This is a genomic window from Halorubrum sp. Eb13 (assembly GCF_002252895.1).
Taxonomy (GTDB): domain Archaea; phylum Halobacteriota; class Halobacteria; order Halobacteriales; family Haloferacaceae; genus Halorubrum.
Genome location: NZ_NHPE01000105.1, coordinates 1 through 15,639, shown reverse-complemented (window position 1 = coordinate 15,639; position 15,639 = coordinate 1). Strand labels below are relative to the sequence as shown.

15 protein-coding genes and 1 pseudogene are annotated in these 15,639 nt (G+C 68.1%); 7 read left to right on the top strand and 9 right to left on the bottom strand.

All coding sequences use genetic code 11. The features are described from left to right. The first annotated feature begins 95 nt into the window (after positions 1–95). Positions 96–536: a DUF5807 family protein gene (locus tag DJ75_RS12350; protein ID WP_094524758.1), complete on the top strand. Its 441-nt coding sequence runs from the start codon at positions 96–98 to the stop codon at positions 534–536. 27 nt (positions 537–563) lie between these two features. On the opposite strand, the gene DJ75_RS12345 is transcribed toward DJ75_RS12350, so the two are convergent. The 3 genes from DJ75_RS12345 to DJ75_RS12335 all read right to left on the bottom strand — a co-directional run bounded on the left by DJ75_RS12345 (position 564) and on the right by DJ75_RS12335 (position 5,247). Further along, positions 564–2,216 (bottom strand): long-chain fatty acid--CoA ligase, encoded by a 1,653-nt coding sequence (locus DJ75_RS12345; protein ID WP_094524757.1) that lies wholly within the window; start codon positions 2,214–2,216, stop codon positions 564–566. 453 nt (positions 2,217–2,669) lie between these two features. Continuing rightward, positions 2,670–3,953 (bottom strand): homoserine O-acetyltransferase, encoded by a 1,284-nt coding sequence (gene metX / locus DJ75_RS12340; protein WP_094524756.1) that lies wholly within the window; start codon positions 3,951–3,953, stop codon positions 2,670–2,672. A 1-nt stretch (position 3,954) separates the two neighbouring features. Further along, positions 3,955–5,247, bottom strand: a complete 1,293-nt coding sequence (locus DJ75_RS12335) for an O-acetylhomoserine aminocarboxypropyltransferase/cysteine synthase family protein (protein WP_094524755.1) — start codon at positions 5,245–5,247, stop codon at positions 3,955–3,957. Positions 5,248–5,403: 156 nt separating this feature from the next. Here DJ75_RS12335 and DJ75_RS12330 point away from each other — a divergent pair, with 156 nt between their 5' ends. Further along, a complete protein-coding gene (locus DJ75_RS12330) occupies positions 5,404–6,825 on the top strand; it encodes a DHH family phosphoesterase (protein ID WP_094524754.1) in 1,422 nt (473 codons plus the stop codon). A 39-nt stretch (positions 6,826–6,864) separates the two neighbouring features. Here the strand turns inward: DJ75_RS12330 and DJ75_RS12325 are convergent, their stop codons facing one another. From DJ75_RS12325 to DJ75_RS12305, 5 genes are all read right to left on the bottom strand, one after another. After that, complete coding sequence (locus tag DJ75_RS12325) at positions 6,865–7,164, bottom strand: hypothetical protein (RefSeq protein ID WP_094524753.1); 300 nt, start codon at positions 7,162–7,164, stop codon at positions 6,865–6,867. Beyond that, positions 7,161–7,442, bottom strand: coding sequence for a winged helix-turn-helix domain-containing protein (locus tag DJ75_RS12320; protein ID WP_094524752.1), 282 nt, complete (start codon positions 7,440–7,442; stop codon positions 7,161–7,163). The genes DJ75_RS12325 and DJ75_RS12320 overlap by 4 nt, the downstream gene beginning before the upstream one ends. An 89-nt stretch (positions 7,443–7,531) precedes the next feature. After that, complete coding sequence (locus DJ75_RS12315) at positions 7,532–9,073, bottom strand: molybdopterin-dependent oxidoreductase (protein ID WP_094524751.1); 1,542 nt, start codon at positions 9,071–9,073, stop codon at positions 7,532–7,534. A 3-nt stretch (positions 9,074–9,076) separates the two neighbouring features. Next, complete coding sequence (locus tag DJ75_RS12310) at positions 9,077–10,000, bottom strand: spondin domain-containing protein (RefSeq protein WP_094524750.1); 924 nt, start codon at positions 9,998–10,000, stop codon at positions 9,077–9,079. A gap of 260 nt (positions 10,001–10,260) precedes the next feature. After that, complete coding sequence (locus DJ75_RS12305) at positions 10,261–10,824, bottom strand: HalX domain-containing protein (protein ID WP_094524749.1); 564 nt, start codon at positions 10,822–10,824, stop codon at positions 10,261–10,263. Positions 10,825–10,973: 149 nt separating this feature from the next. Here DJ75_RS12305 and DJ75_RS12300 point away from each other — a divergent pair, with 149 nt between their 5' ends. Then, the gene (locus tag DJ75_RS12300; protein WP_094524748.1) at positions 10,974–11,702 is read left to right on the top strand and encodes an ATPase domain-containing protein; all 729 of its coding nucleotides are present in this window, start codon (positions 10,974–10,976) and stop codon (positions 11,700–11,702) included. A gap of 72 nt (positions 11,703–11,774) precedes the next feature. Here DJ75_RS12300 and DJ75_RS12295 read toward each other — a convergent pair whose 3' ends face one another. Continuing rightward, positions 11,775–12,113, bottom strand: coding sequence for a helix-turn-helix domain-containing protein (locus tag DJ75_RS12295; protein ID WP_094524747.1), 339 nt, complete (start codon positions 12,111–12,113; stop codon positions 11,775–11,777). Positions 12,114–12,299: 186 nt separating this feature from the next. Here DJ75_RS12295 and DJ75_RS12290 point away from each other — a divergent pair, with 186 nt between their 5' ends. The 4 genes and pseudogenes from DJ75_RS12290 to DJ75_RS12275 all read left to right on the top strand — a co-directional run. After that, complete coding sequence (locus DJ75_RS12290; protein ID WP_094524746.1) at positions 12,300–12,638, top strand: hypothetical protein; 339 nt, start codon at positions 12,300–12,302, stop codon at positions 12,636–12,638. Positions 12,639–13,003: 365 nt separating this feature from the next. Next, on the top strand, positions 13,004–13,621 hold the full coding sequence (locus DJ75_RS12285) for an archaellin/type IV pilin N-terminal domain-containing protein (protein ID WP_094524745.1): 618 nt from the start codon (positions 13,004–13,006) through the stop codon (positions 13,619–13,621). Between the two features lie 2 nt (positions 13,622–13,623). Continuing rightward, positions 13,624–14,154, top strand: a pseudogene (locus DJ75_RS12280) (archaellin/type IV pilin N-terminal domain-containing protein); the annotation flags it as partial. A gap of 918 nt (positions 14,155–15,072) precedes the next feature. Continuing rightward, positions 15,073–15,639 (top strand): hypothetical protein (locus DJ75_RS12275; protein WP_141212033.1); only part of this gene is annotated, 567 nt, incomplete at its 3' end.

The window sequence follows — 15,639 nt, the reverse complement described above, 5'->3', positions numbered from 1 at the left end:
ATCCTTATCTGAACACGATGATTCCACACGATCTGTCATCGGTCCGTTCGGTCGCGACTCGCACTCCTTTTACCGTTCACGCGCGTCCGGCCGGCATGAGCAAACTCGACGAGTTCCTCGCCGGCGAGCGGCTCGACGACGTCGTCTTCTACCTCAGCGACGCGTACCTCGACGACGACTCCCGGCTCCGGAACGTCGGCACCGGGACGGACGGCGGCGTGCGGCTGATCCTCGACGGCGAGACCGGCCGGTCGGCGTTCGAGGCCGGCACTGGGATGGGCGCGATGGAGTTCGCGAAGACGGCGATGGGCGCGGAGGGGACGATCGGTCGGTCGCTCGACGGCGGGGAGTGTCCCGTCGCCGAGGAGACCCCCGACGACGACCACGACGTGCGGTTCGTCTTCGCGTTCGCGGAGGCGCAGAACGAGGAGGTCGGCGGCCTCTACGCCGATGGCGACGTGGTCCACGCGTACGCCCACTGCACCTGCGGCGAGAGCTACTCGCACAAGTGGATCGTCGGCGACCGCGGCGAGTAACAGTCGAGAACGGCGCCGCGTCCGCGGCTACTCCTGCTCCGGCGCGTCCTCTTCCGGCACCGACCCCTCGACGAGCGACTGGTCGGCGTACTGCTCGCGCAGGTCCTTCTTGGAGAACTTCCCGGTGGCGGTCTTCGGGACCTCGTCGATGAACTCCACCGCGTCCGGGACCCACCACTTCGGGTACTCCTCGCGGAGCCCGGACTCGATCTCGTCGACCAGGGCCCCGCGGTCGACGTCGTCGACCGGGACGACGAACGCGACCGGGCGCTCCTGCCAGCGCTCGTGCGGGACGCCGATCACGGTCGCCTCGCTCACGCCGTCGTACGCCATGATCGCGTTCTCCAGCTCGACGCTGGAGATCCACTCGCCGCCCGACTTGATTACGTCCTTCGTGCGGTCGACGAGCTTGAGGTAGCCGTCCTCGTCGACGGTGACCACGTCGCCGGTCTTCAGCCAGCCGTCGACGAACTCCTCCTCGCTGGCCTCGGGCCGGGCGAAGTACTCCTTGGTGACCCACGGCCCGCGGATCCGGAGCTCGCCGAACGCCTCGCCGTCCCACGGGATCTCCTCGCCGTCCTCGTCGATCACCTCGAACTCCAGCCCGGGGACGACGAGCCCCTGCTTCGACCGCTTGTCGACCTGCGTCTCGTAGTCGGCGTCGCGCAGGTCGTCCGTGAGGTGAGAGACGGTGCCGATCGGGGACATCTCGGTCATCCCCCACGCGTGGAGCACCTCGACGCCCCGGTCGTCGTACCACTCGATCAGCGCCCGGGGGGCGGCCGCGCCGCCGACGATCACGGTGTCGAGCGTCGAGAGGTCGACGTCGTTGCCCTCGGCGATGTACTCCCGGAGGCCGAGCCAGACGGTCGGGACCCCCGCGGAGATCGTCACGCCCTCCTCCTCGATCAGCGCCGCGAGGTCGGCCGGCGACGGCGACGGGCCGGGGTAGACGTGCTTCGCGCCCGCCGCGGTCGCGGTGAACGGCATCCCCCACGCGTTGACGTGGAACATGGGGACGACCGGCATCACGACGTCGGAGTCCTCCATCGGGATCCCCTGCGGCGTCTGCGAGGCCATCGTGTGGCTCCACAGCATCGACTGGGTGTACTCGACGCCCTTCGGCTTCCCCGTCGTCCCCGAGGTGTAACAGAGGCCGGCGGGCTGGTCGCCGTCGAGGTCGGGCCAGTCGTACTCCGTCGACCGGTCCGCGATGAACTCCTCGTAGGCGGGCGCGTCGAGCGCGTCGATCCCCTCCGACCCCATCGCGACGAAGTCGACGTCGGCGAACTCCGCGGCGTCCTCGGCCGCGCCGGCGAGCTTCTCGGCGAGCGACGGGTCGACGAAGACGATCTCGTCGTCGGCGTCGTCGACGATGTACCGGATGTGTTCGTCGGGGAGCAGGGGGTTGATCGTGTGGAGCTGCGCGCCGGTGTTCGGGACGCCGAAGTACGTCTCGAAGTGGCGCGTGTGGTTCCAGCAGAACGTCGCGACCCTGTCGCCGCGCTCGATCCCGTGCTCGTCGAGCGCGTTCGCGAGCCGTGCGGTTCGGTCGGCGTACTCCGCGTACGTGTGCCGCGTCCGCCCCTCGTGCGTCCGAGAGACGATCTCGGTGTCTGGGTACAGTCGTTCGGCGCGCCACAGGAACGGTCGGAGCGTCTGCGCGTGTCCACCGGGCATACCTTACACACCATGGCGTCGAGAACTATGAACATTACCATGATTGATGGTGATGGATTGGCGGCGTGAGAGGCCCGCGCCGGGGCTCGGCCGCTCGCCTATAAATATCCGATCGCGGATCAGCGGTGAACGCCACCAGAGATCGGGCCGCTCGCTCACAAGCAGTCGCTGATGGAACGACGGTGAACACCGCCAAAGCCCCAGCCGCTCGGTTATAAGTGGTTGCTGGTGGCGGAGTGACGGTGAACACCGCCAAAGCCCCAGCCGGCGGCGGAGCCGCCGGCGACTGTCCCTTCGAGTCCCGCCCTGCCCCGCTGCGCACGGCACCTCGCACCTCCCCAGCCTTGCCGCGGCCGCCGGCGGCGGCCGCGGACTCCCTCGCACGCGCTCCTCGTGGCCTACCGGCCACTCGGAGGCGCGCGCCAACCGCACGGTGGTATTTAAAAGCGTCCGCTACCCCTGAAACAGGCTCGCGTGCACCGGCGCGTGGTCGGATTCGGGGCGCGCGGACTCGTCTCCCTCGCCGCCGTCGTCGGAGACGGCTCGGCCCTCGACCCCCTCCGCGAGGAAGTCGCTGAGCGGCGGGCCGACGTGCTCGGGCTCGACGAGGAACGCGTCGTGGCCGTGGTCGGAGTCGATCACGTGGTGGGCGACGGGGACGTCGCGGTCGCGGAAGGCGGTCGCGAGCGACGCGGACTGCTCGACGGTGAAGTGCCAGTCGGCGGTGAAGCTCATCAGCAGCGCCTCGCCCTCGAACGCCGCGAGCGCGTCGGCGTCGGTCCCGTGGCCGGCGGCGAGGTCGTACTCGTCCATGGCGCGCGTGAGGTAGAGGTAGCTGTTGGCGTCGAAGCGGTCGCTGAACCCCTCGGCCTGGTAGTCGAGGTACGACTCCACCTCCCGGTAGGGGAAGAAGGCCGCCGTCGGCTCCGGCGGCAGCCCGAGGTCGCCCTCCTCGCGGGTCAGCGAGTCGCGGCCCGCGGAGCGGCGACCGAACTTCCGCTCCATCGAGGACTTCGAGAGGTACATGATGTGACCGATCTGGCGGGCCAGCGCGAGCCCCTCGTCGGGCGAGCCGCGGCCCTCGCCGTAGTAGTCGCCGCCGTTCCAGTCGGGGTCCGCGCGGATCGCGCGCCGAGCGACCGCGTCGAGCGCGAGGCACTGGGCGTCGAGCCGCCCGGCGGTCGCGATGGGGACGATCCGGTCGACGTCGTCCGGGTAGCGCTTGGCCCACTCCAAGACGTTCATCCCGCCGACGCTGCCGCCGACGACGGCGCGCAGCCGCCCCACCCCGAGCTGGTCGAGCAGGCGGCGCTGGGCGCGCGCCCAGTCCTCGACCTGCACCGGCGGGAACGCGGTCCCCCACCGGTCGTGGTCGGGCTCGTCGGGGAGATCGAGGTCGGCGGGGCGCGCGCTCGCCGGGCCGGTCGTGCCGTAACAGGAGCCGGGGACGTTCGCGCAGACGACGAAGTACTCCGTCGTGTCGATCGCCTTCCCGGGCCCGACGATGTCGTCCCACCACGCGCGGGCCTGTCCAGCCTGACCGGCGTCCCGCTCGGGGGACGGGGAGCGCGCGACGTTCTGACTGCCGGTGAGCGCGTGACAGACCAACACGACGTTGTCGCCGTCGAACTCCCCGTGCGTCTCGTAGGCGACCTCCAGGTCGGGGACCGACTGACCGCACTCGAAGACGAACTCGCCGAGCGAGACGGTCCCGTCCTCCGATGGCGTCGCGCTCATCTCACTGCCCCCCGGTCGCTCGCTCGCCCGCCGCCAGCCCGCGGTCGAGGTCGGCGGTCACGTCGTCGGGGTCCTCGATCCCGACGGAGAGGCGGAGCATGTCGGGGAAGACGCCGGCGAGCCGCTGTTGAGTCTCGTCCATCTGCGCGTGCGTGGTGGAGGCGGGGTGGATGACGAGCGTCTTCGCGTCGCCGACGTTCGCGAGGAAGCTCGTCAGCTCGACCGACTCGCACAGCGCCTTGGCGGCCTCGAAGCCGCCGTCGACGCCGAAAGTGACCATCCCGCCGAAGCCGTCGAGGTACTCGGCGGCGTTGTCGTGGCTCGGGTGATCCTCGAAGCCGGGGTAAGTCACCCAGTCGACCCGGTCGTCGTCGCGGAGGAACTCGGCGACGGTCCGGGCGTTCTCGCAGTGGCGCTCCATCCGGAGCGGGAGCGTGTTGAGCCCCTGGATCGTCTGCCACGCGTCGAACGGGGACTGCTGGCCGCCGGTCGGGCGCACCCCGCGCTGGCGGGCGACGTTGCCGAAGGCGGCGTCGCCGAACTGCTCGACGAAGTCGACCGGGTAGGCCGGCGACTGCCCGTCCAGTTCGTCGTAGTCGGCGTCGGGGTGATCCCACGGGAAGGAGCCGCCGTCGACGAGGACGCCGCCGACGGTGGTGCCGTTGCCGGTGATCCACTTCGTCGTCGACTCCCAGGTGATGTCGGCGCCGTGTTCGAACGGCCGACAGCAGTACGGCGTCGCGAACGTGTTGTCGACGACGAGCGGGACCGCGTTGTCGTGGGCGATCTCGGCGAGCCGCTCGAAGTCGGGGGTGACGAGCGAGGGGTTCGCGAGCGTCTCCACGTGGACGAACGCGGTGTCCTCGTCGATCACGGCCTCGTACGCCTCGTAGTCGAGCGTGTCGACGAGCCGGGCCTCGACCCCGCGGCGGTCCGCGATGCTGGTGAGGTACGCGGCCGTGCCGCCGTACATCTCGGAGCTGGCGACGACGTTGTCGCCCGCGCTCGCGAGCACGGTCGTTATCGCGTCGAAGGCGGCCATTCCCGAGGCGGTCGCGACCGCGTCCGTTCCGCCGGAGAGGTCGGCGATCCGGTCCTCGAGGACGCTCACGGTCGGGTTGGAGAGCCGGGAGTAGATGTGGCCCTCCGCCCGGAGCGCGTACAGCTCCGCCGCCGTGTCCGCGTCGTCGAAGACGAACGAGGTCGTCTGGTGTATCGGGGTCGCTCGCGACCCGGTCGCCGGGTCGGCCGCGGCGCCGGCGTGGAGACTCCGGGTGTTGAACCCACGTGTCATGTGTGTAGTGCATATATCTACAGAGGTCTATAACCGTCAGTTACGGCAAGTGATGCCTCGGTCTCCGCCGCCGCCGGAGTTCGGGGCGTCGCGCGGTTCGACCGCGCTCCGCACCGAAGCGTGAGTTTATCCCCGATCGCGAGCCAACGAGGGGTAATGGCAGTCGCCGACTCACCCGTGCCGGACCTCGCCCAGCGCGCGAGCGCCTGCGCCGACCGCCTCCGCGCCGCCGACCGGGTGCTGCTCGCGTCGCACATCGACGCCGACGGGCTGACGAGCGCCGGGGTCGCCTCGTCGGCGCTCGCGCGCGCCGGGATCGACCACGAGGTCGTCTTCGAGAAGCAGCTGGACGCCGAGTCCATCGCCGGCATCGCCGCCCGCGAGTTCGACGTGGTGCTGTTCACCGACTTCGGCTCCGGGCAGCTCGACGCGATCGCCGACCACGAGGCCCGCGGCGACTTCGTCCCCGTGATCGCCGACCACCACCAGCCGGCCGACCGCGACACGGAGTTCCACCTCAACCCCCTCTTAGAGGGGATCGACGGCGCGAGCGAGCTGTCGGGCGCGGGCGCCAGCTACGTGCTCGCGCGAGCGCTGGAGGGTCCCGACGGCGACAACCGCGACCTCGCCGCGCTCGCGGTCGTCGGCGCGGTCGGGGACATGCAGGACTCCGACGGCGGGCTCGCCGGCGCCAACGAGGCGATCGTCGCCGACGGCGTCGACGCCGGCGTCATCGAGACGCGCACCGACCTGGACCTGTACGGGAGACAGACCCGACCGCTGCCGAAGCTGCTGGAGTACGCCTCGGACGTGAAGATCCCGGGCGTCTCGAACGACGAGGCGGGGGCGATCTCCTTCCTGACCGACCTCGACGTCGACGTGAGACGCGACGGCGAGTGGCGCCGCTGGGTCGACCTCGACGGCGAGGAGCGGCGGACCCTCGCCTCGGCGCTGATGCGCCGCGCCGTCGCCTCCGGCGTCCCCGCCGACCAGATCGAGGCGCTCGTCGGCACCTCCTACACGCTCGTCGACGAGGAGCCCGGCACGGAGCTGCGGGACGTCAGCGAGTTCTCGACACTGCTCAACGCGACCGCCCGGTACGAGCGCGCCGACGTCGGTCTCGCGGTGTGTCTCGGCGACCGCGGCGACGCCCTCGCCGAGGCCCGGCGGCTCCTCCGGACCCACCGCCGGAACCTCTCCGAGGGGCTCCAGTGGGTGAAGACGGAGGGCGTCACCGAGGCGGAGCACCTCCAGTGGTTCGACGCCGGCTCGCGGATCCGCGAGACGATCGTCGGGATCGTCGCCGGGATGGCGATCGGCTCGCCGGCGGTCGACCGCTCGAAGCCCGTGATCGCGTTCGCGGAGGAGAGCGCCGAGGAGCTGAAGGTGTCCTCGCGTGGCTCCCACGACCTCGTGCGGCGGGGGCTCGACCTCTCCGCGGTGATGCGGGAGGCGAGTCGGGCCGTCGGCGGCGATGGCGGGGGTCACGACGTCGCCGCGGGCGCGACGATCCCGATCGACGAGCGCGACGCGTTCCTCGCAGAGGCGGACCGGCTGGTCGGCGACCAGCTCTCGTGAGGGGGTCGCGGCTCGCGGCCCGACCGCGACGGAGCCCGGTCACTTCAGCGTCACGTACGTCAGCAGCGACACCGCGAGCAGTTCGAGCACGCTCATCGCGAGCACGACTCGCCCCACGAGCGGGTCCATCGCGTACAGCGTCCGCATGCTGCTGAAAAAGAAGGCGACGGAGACCAGGTTCTCGACCAGCAGAACGGCGCTGAACCCGAGCAACCCCAGGAGTAGCGTGGAGCCGAACTCCCGGTAGTTGCGGAGCCAGACCGCGGCCAGCACCGCCAGCAGCGCGCTGTTGACGCCCGCGAGTAGGACGGCGATCCCGGTCGGCGTCGCGGGATTCATTCGGCGTCCACCTCAGACGTGATCTCCTCGAACGCGTCCGTGTGACGCTCGAAGCGGTCGGTCAGGAAGTAGAGCTTCCCGTAGTCGTGGTCGCTCGGCTCGACGACGTCGTGGTCTTCTAACATCTCTAGGTGGTGGGTGATCGTGTTGTAGTCGACGTCCAGTTCCTCCGCGAGTTCGTTCGCGTTCCGGGGGCGGGCGCGGAGTTCCCGGACGATCCGGACCCTGTTGGCGCCACCGCGGCTCGCGACGAACAGGTACCACAGGGCCTTCTCCATTTGGCGTACTGTTGTGTCGGGTGGGGTGTGAAAGTCGTTGCGACGCGGGCGGGTGCCCGGCGAGGCGATCGACGGACTGCGGCGGGCGGTCACCCGACCGTCCGGCGGACCCAGCCCGAGGCGCCGGTCGGCGACGGGTCCGACGGCTCTCGGATCTGGCGGTTCCCCTCACCGTCGACCGCGCGGACGACGACCTCGCTCGTCCCGTCGGGGTCGAAGACGTGGCGCCACTGCCGCCAGACGTCGGCGTCGGGGAGCGGGTCGGAGAGGGCGGCGTCGGTCCACGAGTCGCCCCCGTCGGTCGAGACCTCGACGCGCTCGATCCCGCGGGTCCCGGCGTAGGCGTGGCCGGCCAGCTCGATCCGGCCGTCGTCGAGCTCCGTGATCCCCTCGTCCCAGAGCTTGGCGACCGTCTTCACCTCGCCGGTCCCCTCCCAACCGCGTTCCTCCCAGTAGCCGTCCTCCTCCACGTTCAACAGCTCGATCTCCGAGAGCCACTTCACGTTCGTCTCCCCCCAGTGGCCCGGGATCAGCACCCGGACCGGGTGGCCGTGGCCGGGCGGGAGCTCCTTCCCGTTCATCCCCCACGCGAGGAAGCCGTCGGCGAGCACGTCGACCGGGAACTGGACGTAGTAGCCGTCCTCGCCGCGCAGCATCGCGCAGTTGCAGTCGCCCTGCGGGTCGACGGACTCGAGCAGGGGACGGATCGGGGTCCCCGTCCAGACGGCGTTGTCCAGTTTGCGGCCGTTCAGGTCCTCGCCGACGCACCGGAGCGTCACCGCGCGGTGCTCGACGGGTCGGTCGGTCAGCTCGTCGAAGGCGACCGTCCGCTCGCCGCCGGTCTCGCCGGTGAACGTCAGCGACCACTCCGCCGCGGTGACCTCCGGGTCGAACTCCGCGATGTCGACGTTGTAGAACTCGCCGATGGGACTCACCATGCCGAGGAGACCGTCGCTCTCGACCGCCAGCGAGGCCGCGCCGACCTCGCGGAGCCGCTCGGTCGCGCCCTCCGACCGCGGGGCGTCGGCGAGCGTGTCGTCACCGTCCGCGTCCGGCAACCGCCGACCGATGACAGCCGTGACGACGAACCCGAACGTCGCCGCCACGACGCCGAGCGTCCGGCGACGCACCGCGTCGACGGCTTTCGTCGAGTCGACCGCGACCGAGGACCCGTCGCCGGAGGCCGGGTCGGGAGACGACGGTTCGGACGCGTCGGGCGGGAGACCGCCGATCGCGACGGCGACCGCCGCGGGGAGCGCAACGCCCAGCGCCTGGGTCGGACCGCCGGTCAGACCGGCGGCGAGCAGCCACGACGCCAGACCGGTCGCCGCGGCGCCGACCGGCGAACTCTCTGTGCGCGCCGAGAGTTGCAGGCCGGCGAACGCGACCGCGGCGAACAGCCCGATCACGGCGGCGAACGCCATGGCGATGTGGACCAGGTGGCCCGCGTCGCCGACGTTCTCGATCATGAAGGTCACGATCGGCCCGGGCGTCAGGTTGACGATGGCCTGATCGACGGGGCGGACGACGAACGCGGGCGACCAGCCCGTGACGAGGTACGAACCGGCGACCCCGGCGGTCCCCGCCGCCGTCGCGAGCAACGCGTCTCGCCGTTCGGTAACGTCGATCATAGTTTACGTCGGGGTTACAGTCACTTGAACCACGTCCTCGGCGGCCGGGTACTCGTGGCCGTCGTCGACGTCGCTCAGCCGCCGTACAGTCCCGCCCTCGTCGTCGCCCTGATCTGGCGCGTCCTGCGCGGGCGCTTGGTCGGGACCGGTGCCGGGTGGCTCCGCGTTCGGCTCCGTCCCAGCGTCGAACAGGGACACGGCGTCGGTGACGTCGCCGTCGACCGGGTCGCCCTCCTCGGGCCAGAGCGCGGCGCCGTCCTCGCCCGTCGAGACGAAGACGTCGTTCGACGGGACGAACATCGAGGCGAAGGAGAGCCGCTGGCCGGGCGCGACCGTCGCCTCGAACTCGAAGGCGCCGCCGGGCGCGATCGGCGGGGCCCCCGGGACCTCCCCCGTCGGATCGTTCGGGTCCGCGACCGTGTCCGCGGGGGTGTACGGCCCCGAGTCGTGGACATCCGTCGACGCGCCGAGCTCGTCGACGAGCCCGTCTTCTCCCTCGAACCCCGTCGGCGGCCCGGCCTCGGCCAGCGCTTCGAGTCCGACGGACGCCGGCTCGCCGAGCTCGTATATCGGATTCCCGCCCTCGTGGACGGCGTACGCCCCCGGCGTGACCCAGACGGCGCCGTCGGTCGACGTGTCCGCGGGATAGAACTCCGCGGACGCGACGTTCTCGATCCGGACGCGGACCGTGGCGGATTCCGTCATCTCGTCGTCGCCGTCCATCTCATCGCCATCGTCCATTCCGTCGCCACCGTCCATCTCATCGCCCTCGTTCATGCCGTCGTCCGTTTCGTTCCCGTCCATCCCGTCGTCGCCGTCCGCGTCGGCGCCGTCGCTTCCGCCGTCGCCGAGGCAACCGGCGAGCCCCAGCGTTACCAGTCCACCGCTCGTCGTCAGGAACCGTCGCCGCGTGTCTCGGTCCGTCATGTTCCGGACGAGGGCGATGACGGGGATATAGATTTTTCAACTACCGGACAACTTTGGTGCAGAGTCGGTCCGGGATCCGTTCAAACTTCGGTCGGGATCCGGACGCAGTCATCGATATCCGGTCGGGGTCCGAACGCCACGGCCGGAACTCGCGATGGGAGGGGTATCGTCGGAAGCGCGGAAGCGAGCGGGCAGAGAGAGGAACGAGAGCGCCGGAGCGAGCGGGCAGAGAGAACAGCGGGGGCGCGAGCGACGTCGGGTCAGGCCTCGCCGAGGTCTCGGAACATCGCGCGGTAGTCGTCGGAGGAGAGCGTCTCGCCGAGGTCGTCGATGTCGGTGTCGAGGTTCTCCAGCCGATCGACGAGATCGGCGTACGCCTCGTTGCCCTCGCGCTGGGCGGCGGGCTTCTGCGAGCTGAGGACCGCGCGCTTGCTCGCCAGCGCCGCCGCCTCCTGAACGAGGTCGTCGTACTCGCTGCGGGTGAGAAGGGTCTCGATCGCCGTCAACAGCTTCGAGCGGCTGACGGGCTTGGTGAGGTACAGATCGAACCCCATGTCGATGATGTCGAAGTCGGGCTCGACCGCGGTGACCATCGCGACTCGGCAGTCGTGGCCGGCCTCGCGGATGTGTTCGAGCACGTCGTCGCCGCTCCCGTCGGGGAGTCGACGGTCGAGGAGCACCACGTCGACGCTCGCGTCGACCCGGTCGATCGCCTCCGCGGCGGTCTCGGCGAGGTCGACGTCGTACTCAGCCTCGAGGAAGCCGGCGTACAGCGCGGCGATGTCGGGTTCGTCCTCGACGACGAGGACCGAAGGGTCGCTCACCGCCGATCACCGCCGGGGTCGACGGGAGACGCTTCACCGGGCATATACGAACGGGCGGCGTGTCGAGAAATAAAGCTGTCGGCGTCGGTTCGACCGATCGGCCGCGTCGGATCGTCTTTTATATACTCCCGTCGCCAATGGTGGGACGAATGTCAGAACTCGTCTCCACCGGGGTCGAGGGGCTCGACTCGATCCTCACCGGCGGCATCACGAAGCGGTCGACGGTGCTCGTCTCCGGGAACCCCGGGACCGGCAAGAGCATTTTCGGAATCCAGTACCTCTACCACGGCGTCACGGAACACGACGAGCGCGGCGTGTACGTCTCGTTCGAGGAGGACGAAGCGGACATCCGCGGCGCCGCGGAGTCGATCGGTCTCGACGGGTTCGGCGACGCCGTCGACGACGGCGATATCGTGATCTTAGACAAGCGGGAGATGCTGCGCGAGACCGACTTCTCGACGGCGGTCGACCGACTCCTCGACACGATCGAGGACGCCGACTTCGACCGGCTCGTGCTCGACTCGCTGTCGATGTTCCAGCTCTTCTTCGACGCCGAACAGGAGAAGCGGACGTATCTGTTGAAGTTCTCCGACATCCTCAAGGCGAACGGGCTGACCTCGCTGCTCATCAACGAGCAGGGCGCCGTGTTCCCGGACACGGAGGTCGGGCTGGAGAACTTCCTCACGGACGGGAACATCTACTTCATCCAGACGCCGACGGACTCGGGCGTCAACCGGTACGTCTGGGTGGCGAAGATGCGGAAGCAGGACATCGACACCGACATCTTCCCGATGGAGATCGGCGACGGCGGGATCACCGTCCACGAGCGGGCCGGCGGGTTCTCGATGATGGGGCGGTCCGACGAGCCGTCGTTCTGACGCGGACCGAGAGGGGAGACCGCGCGTCTCGGCGGCGCGGAAGGGGGAGGCGGTGCGGGAGGTCTCGGGACGCTACTGACTCGACGAGAGGTCGCGCCACACGTCGTCCAGCCGGTTTTTCACCGCGGACCGATCTTCGACCTCGACAGTGAGCCCGTCCGTGAAGTCGACCTCGACGCCGTCGACTTTCCGGCGGTACACCTTCACGCGCCGGTGCTCGTCCGAGAGCGGTCGGTCGTGGAGCTCGAGGAGGTCGGCCTCCTCGAGCTCGTTGATCCGGCGGTAACACGTCGCGATCGGGACGTCGAGCTCGTCGCTCAGGTCCTGCGCGGACATCGCGTCTCCGGTCGCGGTCAGGATGTCCGTGTTGTACTTGTTACCGAGCACTGTGATCAGGTCGTCCCCCACCATTCACGTTATCGCTGTTGATTTTTGCGTCTTAAAAGGATACCGGTGGTTGCAGGCGGCGTAGATTCCGGGACGGGGCCGCGTCGGGAGCCGTACCGGGCTCTGCGGGTCTGTCACCGCGAAATGCCGTGTTATCGCCGGTGATAGCCGCCACCGTGGGTTTATGTGTCGACTCCGAGGAGGGCGGGTATGGAGCTCATCGAGGGGTTGTATCTCGTGACGACCACCGTGTTGGCGGGCGCGAGCGCGACGCTGGCGGCGTTCGCCGTCGCCGCGTACCGGTCGTCGGGCCGCACCGCGATGGCGTACCTGGCCGTCGGCTTCGGACTGGTCGTCGTCGCGGCCGTCGCGACGCCCGTCGCCGGCTTCCGGACGTCGTTCGCGGACGCGGCGGCGCTGCTGCTTATTAATACCGGCCTGCTGGCGGCGTCGATGGCGCTCGTCGCCGGGAGCCTCGCCGTCTACGAACCCGGGACGCGGGAGCTCGTGATCCCCGAGTCCGAGCTCGCGCGGATCCAAGACCGGTAGCGGCCCGCGAGGCATCGAAACGCGGGGCGTGGGAAGCGATTCCACTCGTTCGTCCGCCTGTTCGTCCGCTCTTTCCAGGGACGTGACTCGTCGACCAGCCTCGACATCGAGTCGACCCCGTCTGTATCGACGGCGGATCACCCGTCGTCCGCGCGGACGCACAGCGACGGCCCGAGTATCTAATCCGATAACCGAAACGAGATATCGTTAATAATTATAGAAATTATTGTCTCGTAATTAACGCGATAATCGCATGACTGCAGTTTTTTATCAGTTCGGATAATCTGCACGGAGTCTTTATTAGTGAAATACCACTTCGTAGCGATAACGCCCGCCGGGCAGGCCGGGGGCCGACGCAACACACAATGTTCGAAACCATACTGGACGAGGAAGAGCGCGGTCAAGTGGGGATCGGGACCCTCATCGTGTTCATCGCGATGGTGCTGGTGGCGGCGATCGCCGCCGGCGTCCTGATCAACACGGCCGGCTTCCTCCAGACGCAGGCGGAAGCAACGGGCGAAGAGAGTACACAGCAAGTGAGTGATCGGCTTCAGGTCGTGAGTCAGTCTGGAACGTTCGACGATAGTCAAGGGAACGGACAGATCGTCGAGCTGGACTTCGTGCTCGCTCAGTCGCCGGGCGCATCCAATATCGACCTGAGTGAGACCTCGGTTGAATTGATCGGGGAGAGCGGGCAGGCGACGTTCACACTGAGTGAGAGCTCTGGCGATGGGACGATAATCGACATGTTCAAAGGCGAAAATAATGTCGTCTTCACCGATTCCAGTGATCGGGCGCAGGTGACTATTACTCTTGACGATGGTGGCACCCCGACGACTGGTGGGGCTAACGCTGGTGACAGCGCCTACGTGCTTGAGGAAGGCGACTCTATGGTGGTAACGTTCACCACGGCGAGTGGTGCGACAACGACCTCAGAGATCCGCGTGCCGAGTACCGTCGTCAGCGAATCAGTGAGGCTGTAACAATGTTCGAATTTATCACTAACCGCGAGGATCGCGGCCAAGTGGGGATCGGAACCCTCATCGTGTTCATCGCGATGGTCTTGGTGGCGGCGATCGCCGCCGGCGTCCTGATCAACACGGCCGGGTTCCTCCAGACACAAGCAGAGGCAACGGGCGAAGAGAGCACAGACCTCGTTTCCGAACGGATCGACGTGACGAGCGAGGTCGGGATCGTCGGTAGCCCGAGTCCTGGTGAATTAAGCGAAATCCGGCTGGGCGTTTCCGGCGCTCCCGGTGCTGATCAGATCGACTTGACGGAAACGACTATTCAGGCGGTTGGCCCCGGCGGACAAGAGAATCTCGTGTTCACGGACACCGCATCGGGTGGGGCCGAAGTGACGCAGGTGACTGTCCCCTCGCTCGACGACAGTGAGGCTGATGCTGAGACTATCTCAGTGAACTACAATAATATCGACGGGTTCTCTGCTGGTGGTGACAATCTGAAGTTGGTTGTCGGTATTGACACTGATGACGATGGTACCGCCAACGTGGAAAAGTCACGAGTGAACAGCGACCTGTCCACTACATCCGTTAGTTTCAGCGATGGTTCTGGTGGTGACATTGCGTTCGGTTCAACATCGCTGAGCCGGGGTGACGACGTCATAGTCGACGTCGTTGACCCCAATAACGGCGACAGCTCCGTTCTCAAAGAAACGGTTACCCAAACGGTTGACGGGATTGCGTTCTCGACGACCACCGTTTCGGACGGTGACTCCTCTGTTACTGTGAATTTCAACTACGATAACATCGAATCGATCGATGATTCAGATGACACCCAAGAATTGCTGGTTACCTTCGATCCGGGAGGTTCCCCTACCACGACGACAGTAACGGCTGCTGACATTTCTAGTGGCTCGGTGACAATTGATGCGGATGATGGCGACGGCGGTAGTACGGCCATCGACACCTCTAGTAGCACCGCTAACCAGTTCAGTTCGGCCGACTCAATCAAATTCGAACTGTCTGACAGTAGCAGCAGTCTTGGTACTGCCACATTAAGTGTCGGCAGTAGCACAGAACTTATCTCAACGACGGCGGCCAAGGCGACGGGGATCATCAGCAACACGGTCACTGAGCTCGGCCCGAACGAGTTCGCCGTCGGTTCGGACGGCAACTTCCGCAGTTCGGCAGTTCTCAACGAACAGGACGACTTCACGATCCTGATCAATCCCGACGCCGGGGCGCTGAAAGACACGAATGCTAACGAAGCGTTCGGTGAGAGTGACTCCGCCACGCTCGACATCGTCTCCCCCGCCGGTGCGACGACGAGTGTCGAACTCCGCGCACCCGACCTGTTCAACACCAACGGCGAAGCGGTCCGGCTCTAACGAGCCCCGAACCGCTCGCTAACCACCTTCGGCGGAACCGATCCGCCCGGAACACCTATTTTCTCGCGCGTTCACGGCGTTACCATGAGCGACCGCGACGCACCGGCCGCCGACCCAGACGCGCCGCCGGCCGACCCCGACGAACTCGACTTCACCGACGACGAGAACGTCGTCGAGATCGAGGAAGGGCGCTACGTCGTCGGGACGAACGGCCGCCCCAACGTCGGTCGATCGCGGGAGCGGCAGCAGCGGGCGAGCGAGGGGTCCGGGTTCACCGCCGCGGAGCCCGCGAACCCCGACGACCGCCGACCCGCCGGCGACGACCCGCGCGCGAGCGCGGCCGGGCCCGGCGTCGAGGATCGCGACCGGCGACAGGCCGGTGGAGAGGGTCACGCAGCCGGACAGGGACGCGGCGGCGGAGGTGGACGAAACGACGGCCGGAGAAGCGCCGGAGCGAGTTCGGGCGGCCGGCAGCCGCCGTCCGGCGCGGACGCGGTCGACCGGCAGGCGGTGAGCCGGTGGCTGGCGAGCTCCTTCGACGGCGACGGCTTCGACTACGGCATCGACGCGACGCTCCACGCGGAAGGCGACACCACCCGCCAGCGGACCGTGTCGAACGACGTGACGGCGACGTTCGACACGCTCCGCTGG

What these genes read in the sequence shown, in the direction of transcription:
- DJ75_RS12350 (WP_094524758.1), top strand. Translation starts at nt 96, where the DNA reads ATGAGCAAACTCGACGAGTTCCTCGCCGGCGAGCGGCTCGACGACGTC.
- DJ75_RS12345 (WP_094524757.1), bottom strand. Translation starts at nt 2,216, where the DNA reads ATGCCCGGTGGACACGCGCAGACGCTCCGACCGTTCCTGTGGCGCGCC.
- metX (WP_094524756.1), bottom strand. Translation starts at nt 3,953, where the DNA reads ATGAGCGCGACGCCATCGGAGGACGGGACCGTCTCGCTCGGCGAGTTC.
- DJ75_RS12335 (WP_094524755.1), bottom strand. Translation starts at nt 5,247, where the DNA reads ATGACACGTGGGTTCAACACCCGGAGTCTCCACGCCGGCGCCGCGGCC.
- DJ75_RS12330 (WP_094524754.1), top strand. Translation starts at nt 5,404, where the DNA reads ATGGCAGTCGCCGACTCACCCGTGCCGGACCTCGCCCAGCGCGCGAGC.
- DJ75_RS12325 (WP_094524753.1), bottom strand. Translation starts at nt 7,164, where the DNA reads ATGAATCCCGCGACGCCGACCGGGATCGCCGTCCTACTCGCGGGCGTC.
- DJ75_RS12320 (WP_094524752.1), bottom strand. Translation starts at nt 7,442, where the DNA reads ATGGAGAAGGCCCTGTGGTACCTGTTCGTCGCGAGCCGCGGTGGCGCC.
- DJ75_RS12315 (WP_094524751.1), bottom strand. Translation starts at nt 9,073, where the DNA reads ATGATCGACGTTACCGAACGGCGAGACGCGTTGCTCGCGACGGCGGCG.
- DJ75_RS12310 (WP_094524750.1), bottom strand. Translation starts at nt 10,000, where the DNA reads ATGACGGACCGAGACACGCGGCGACGGTTCCTGACGACGAGCGGTGGA.
- DJ75_RS12300 (WP_094524748.1), top strand. Translation starts at nt 10,974, where the DNA reads ATGTCAGAACTCGTCTCCACCGGGGTCGAGGGGCTCGACTCGATCCTC.
- DJ75_RS12295 (WP_094524747.1), bottom strand. Translation starts at nt 12,113, where the DNA reads ATGGTGGGGGACGACCTGATCACAGTGCTCGGTAACAAGTACAACACG.
- DJ75_RS12290 (WP_094524746.1), top strand. Translation starts at nt 12,300, where the DNA reads ATGGAGCTCATCGAGGGGTTGTATCTCGTGACGACCACCGTGTTGGCG.
- DJ75_RS12285 (WP_094524745.1), top strand. Translation starts at nt 13,004, where the DNA reads ATGTTCGAAACCATACTGGACGAGGAAGAGCGCGGTCAAGTGGGGATC.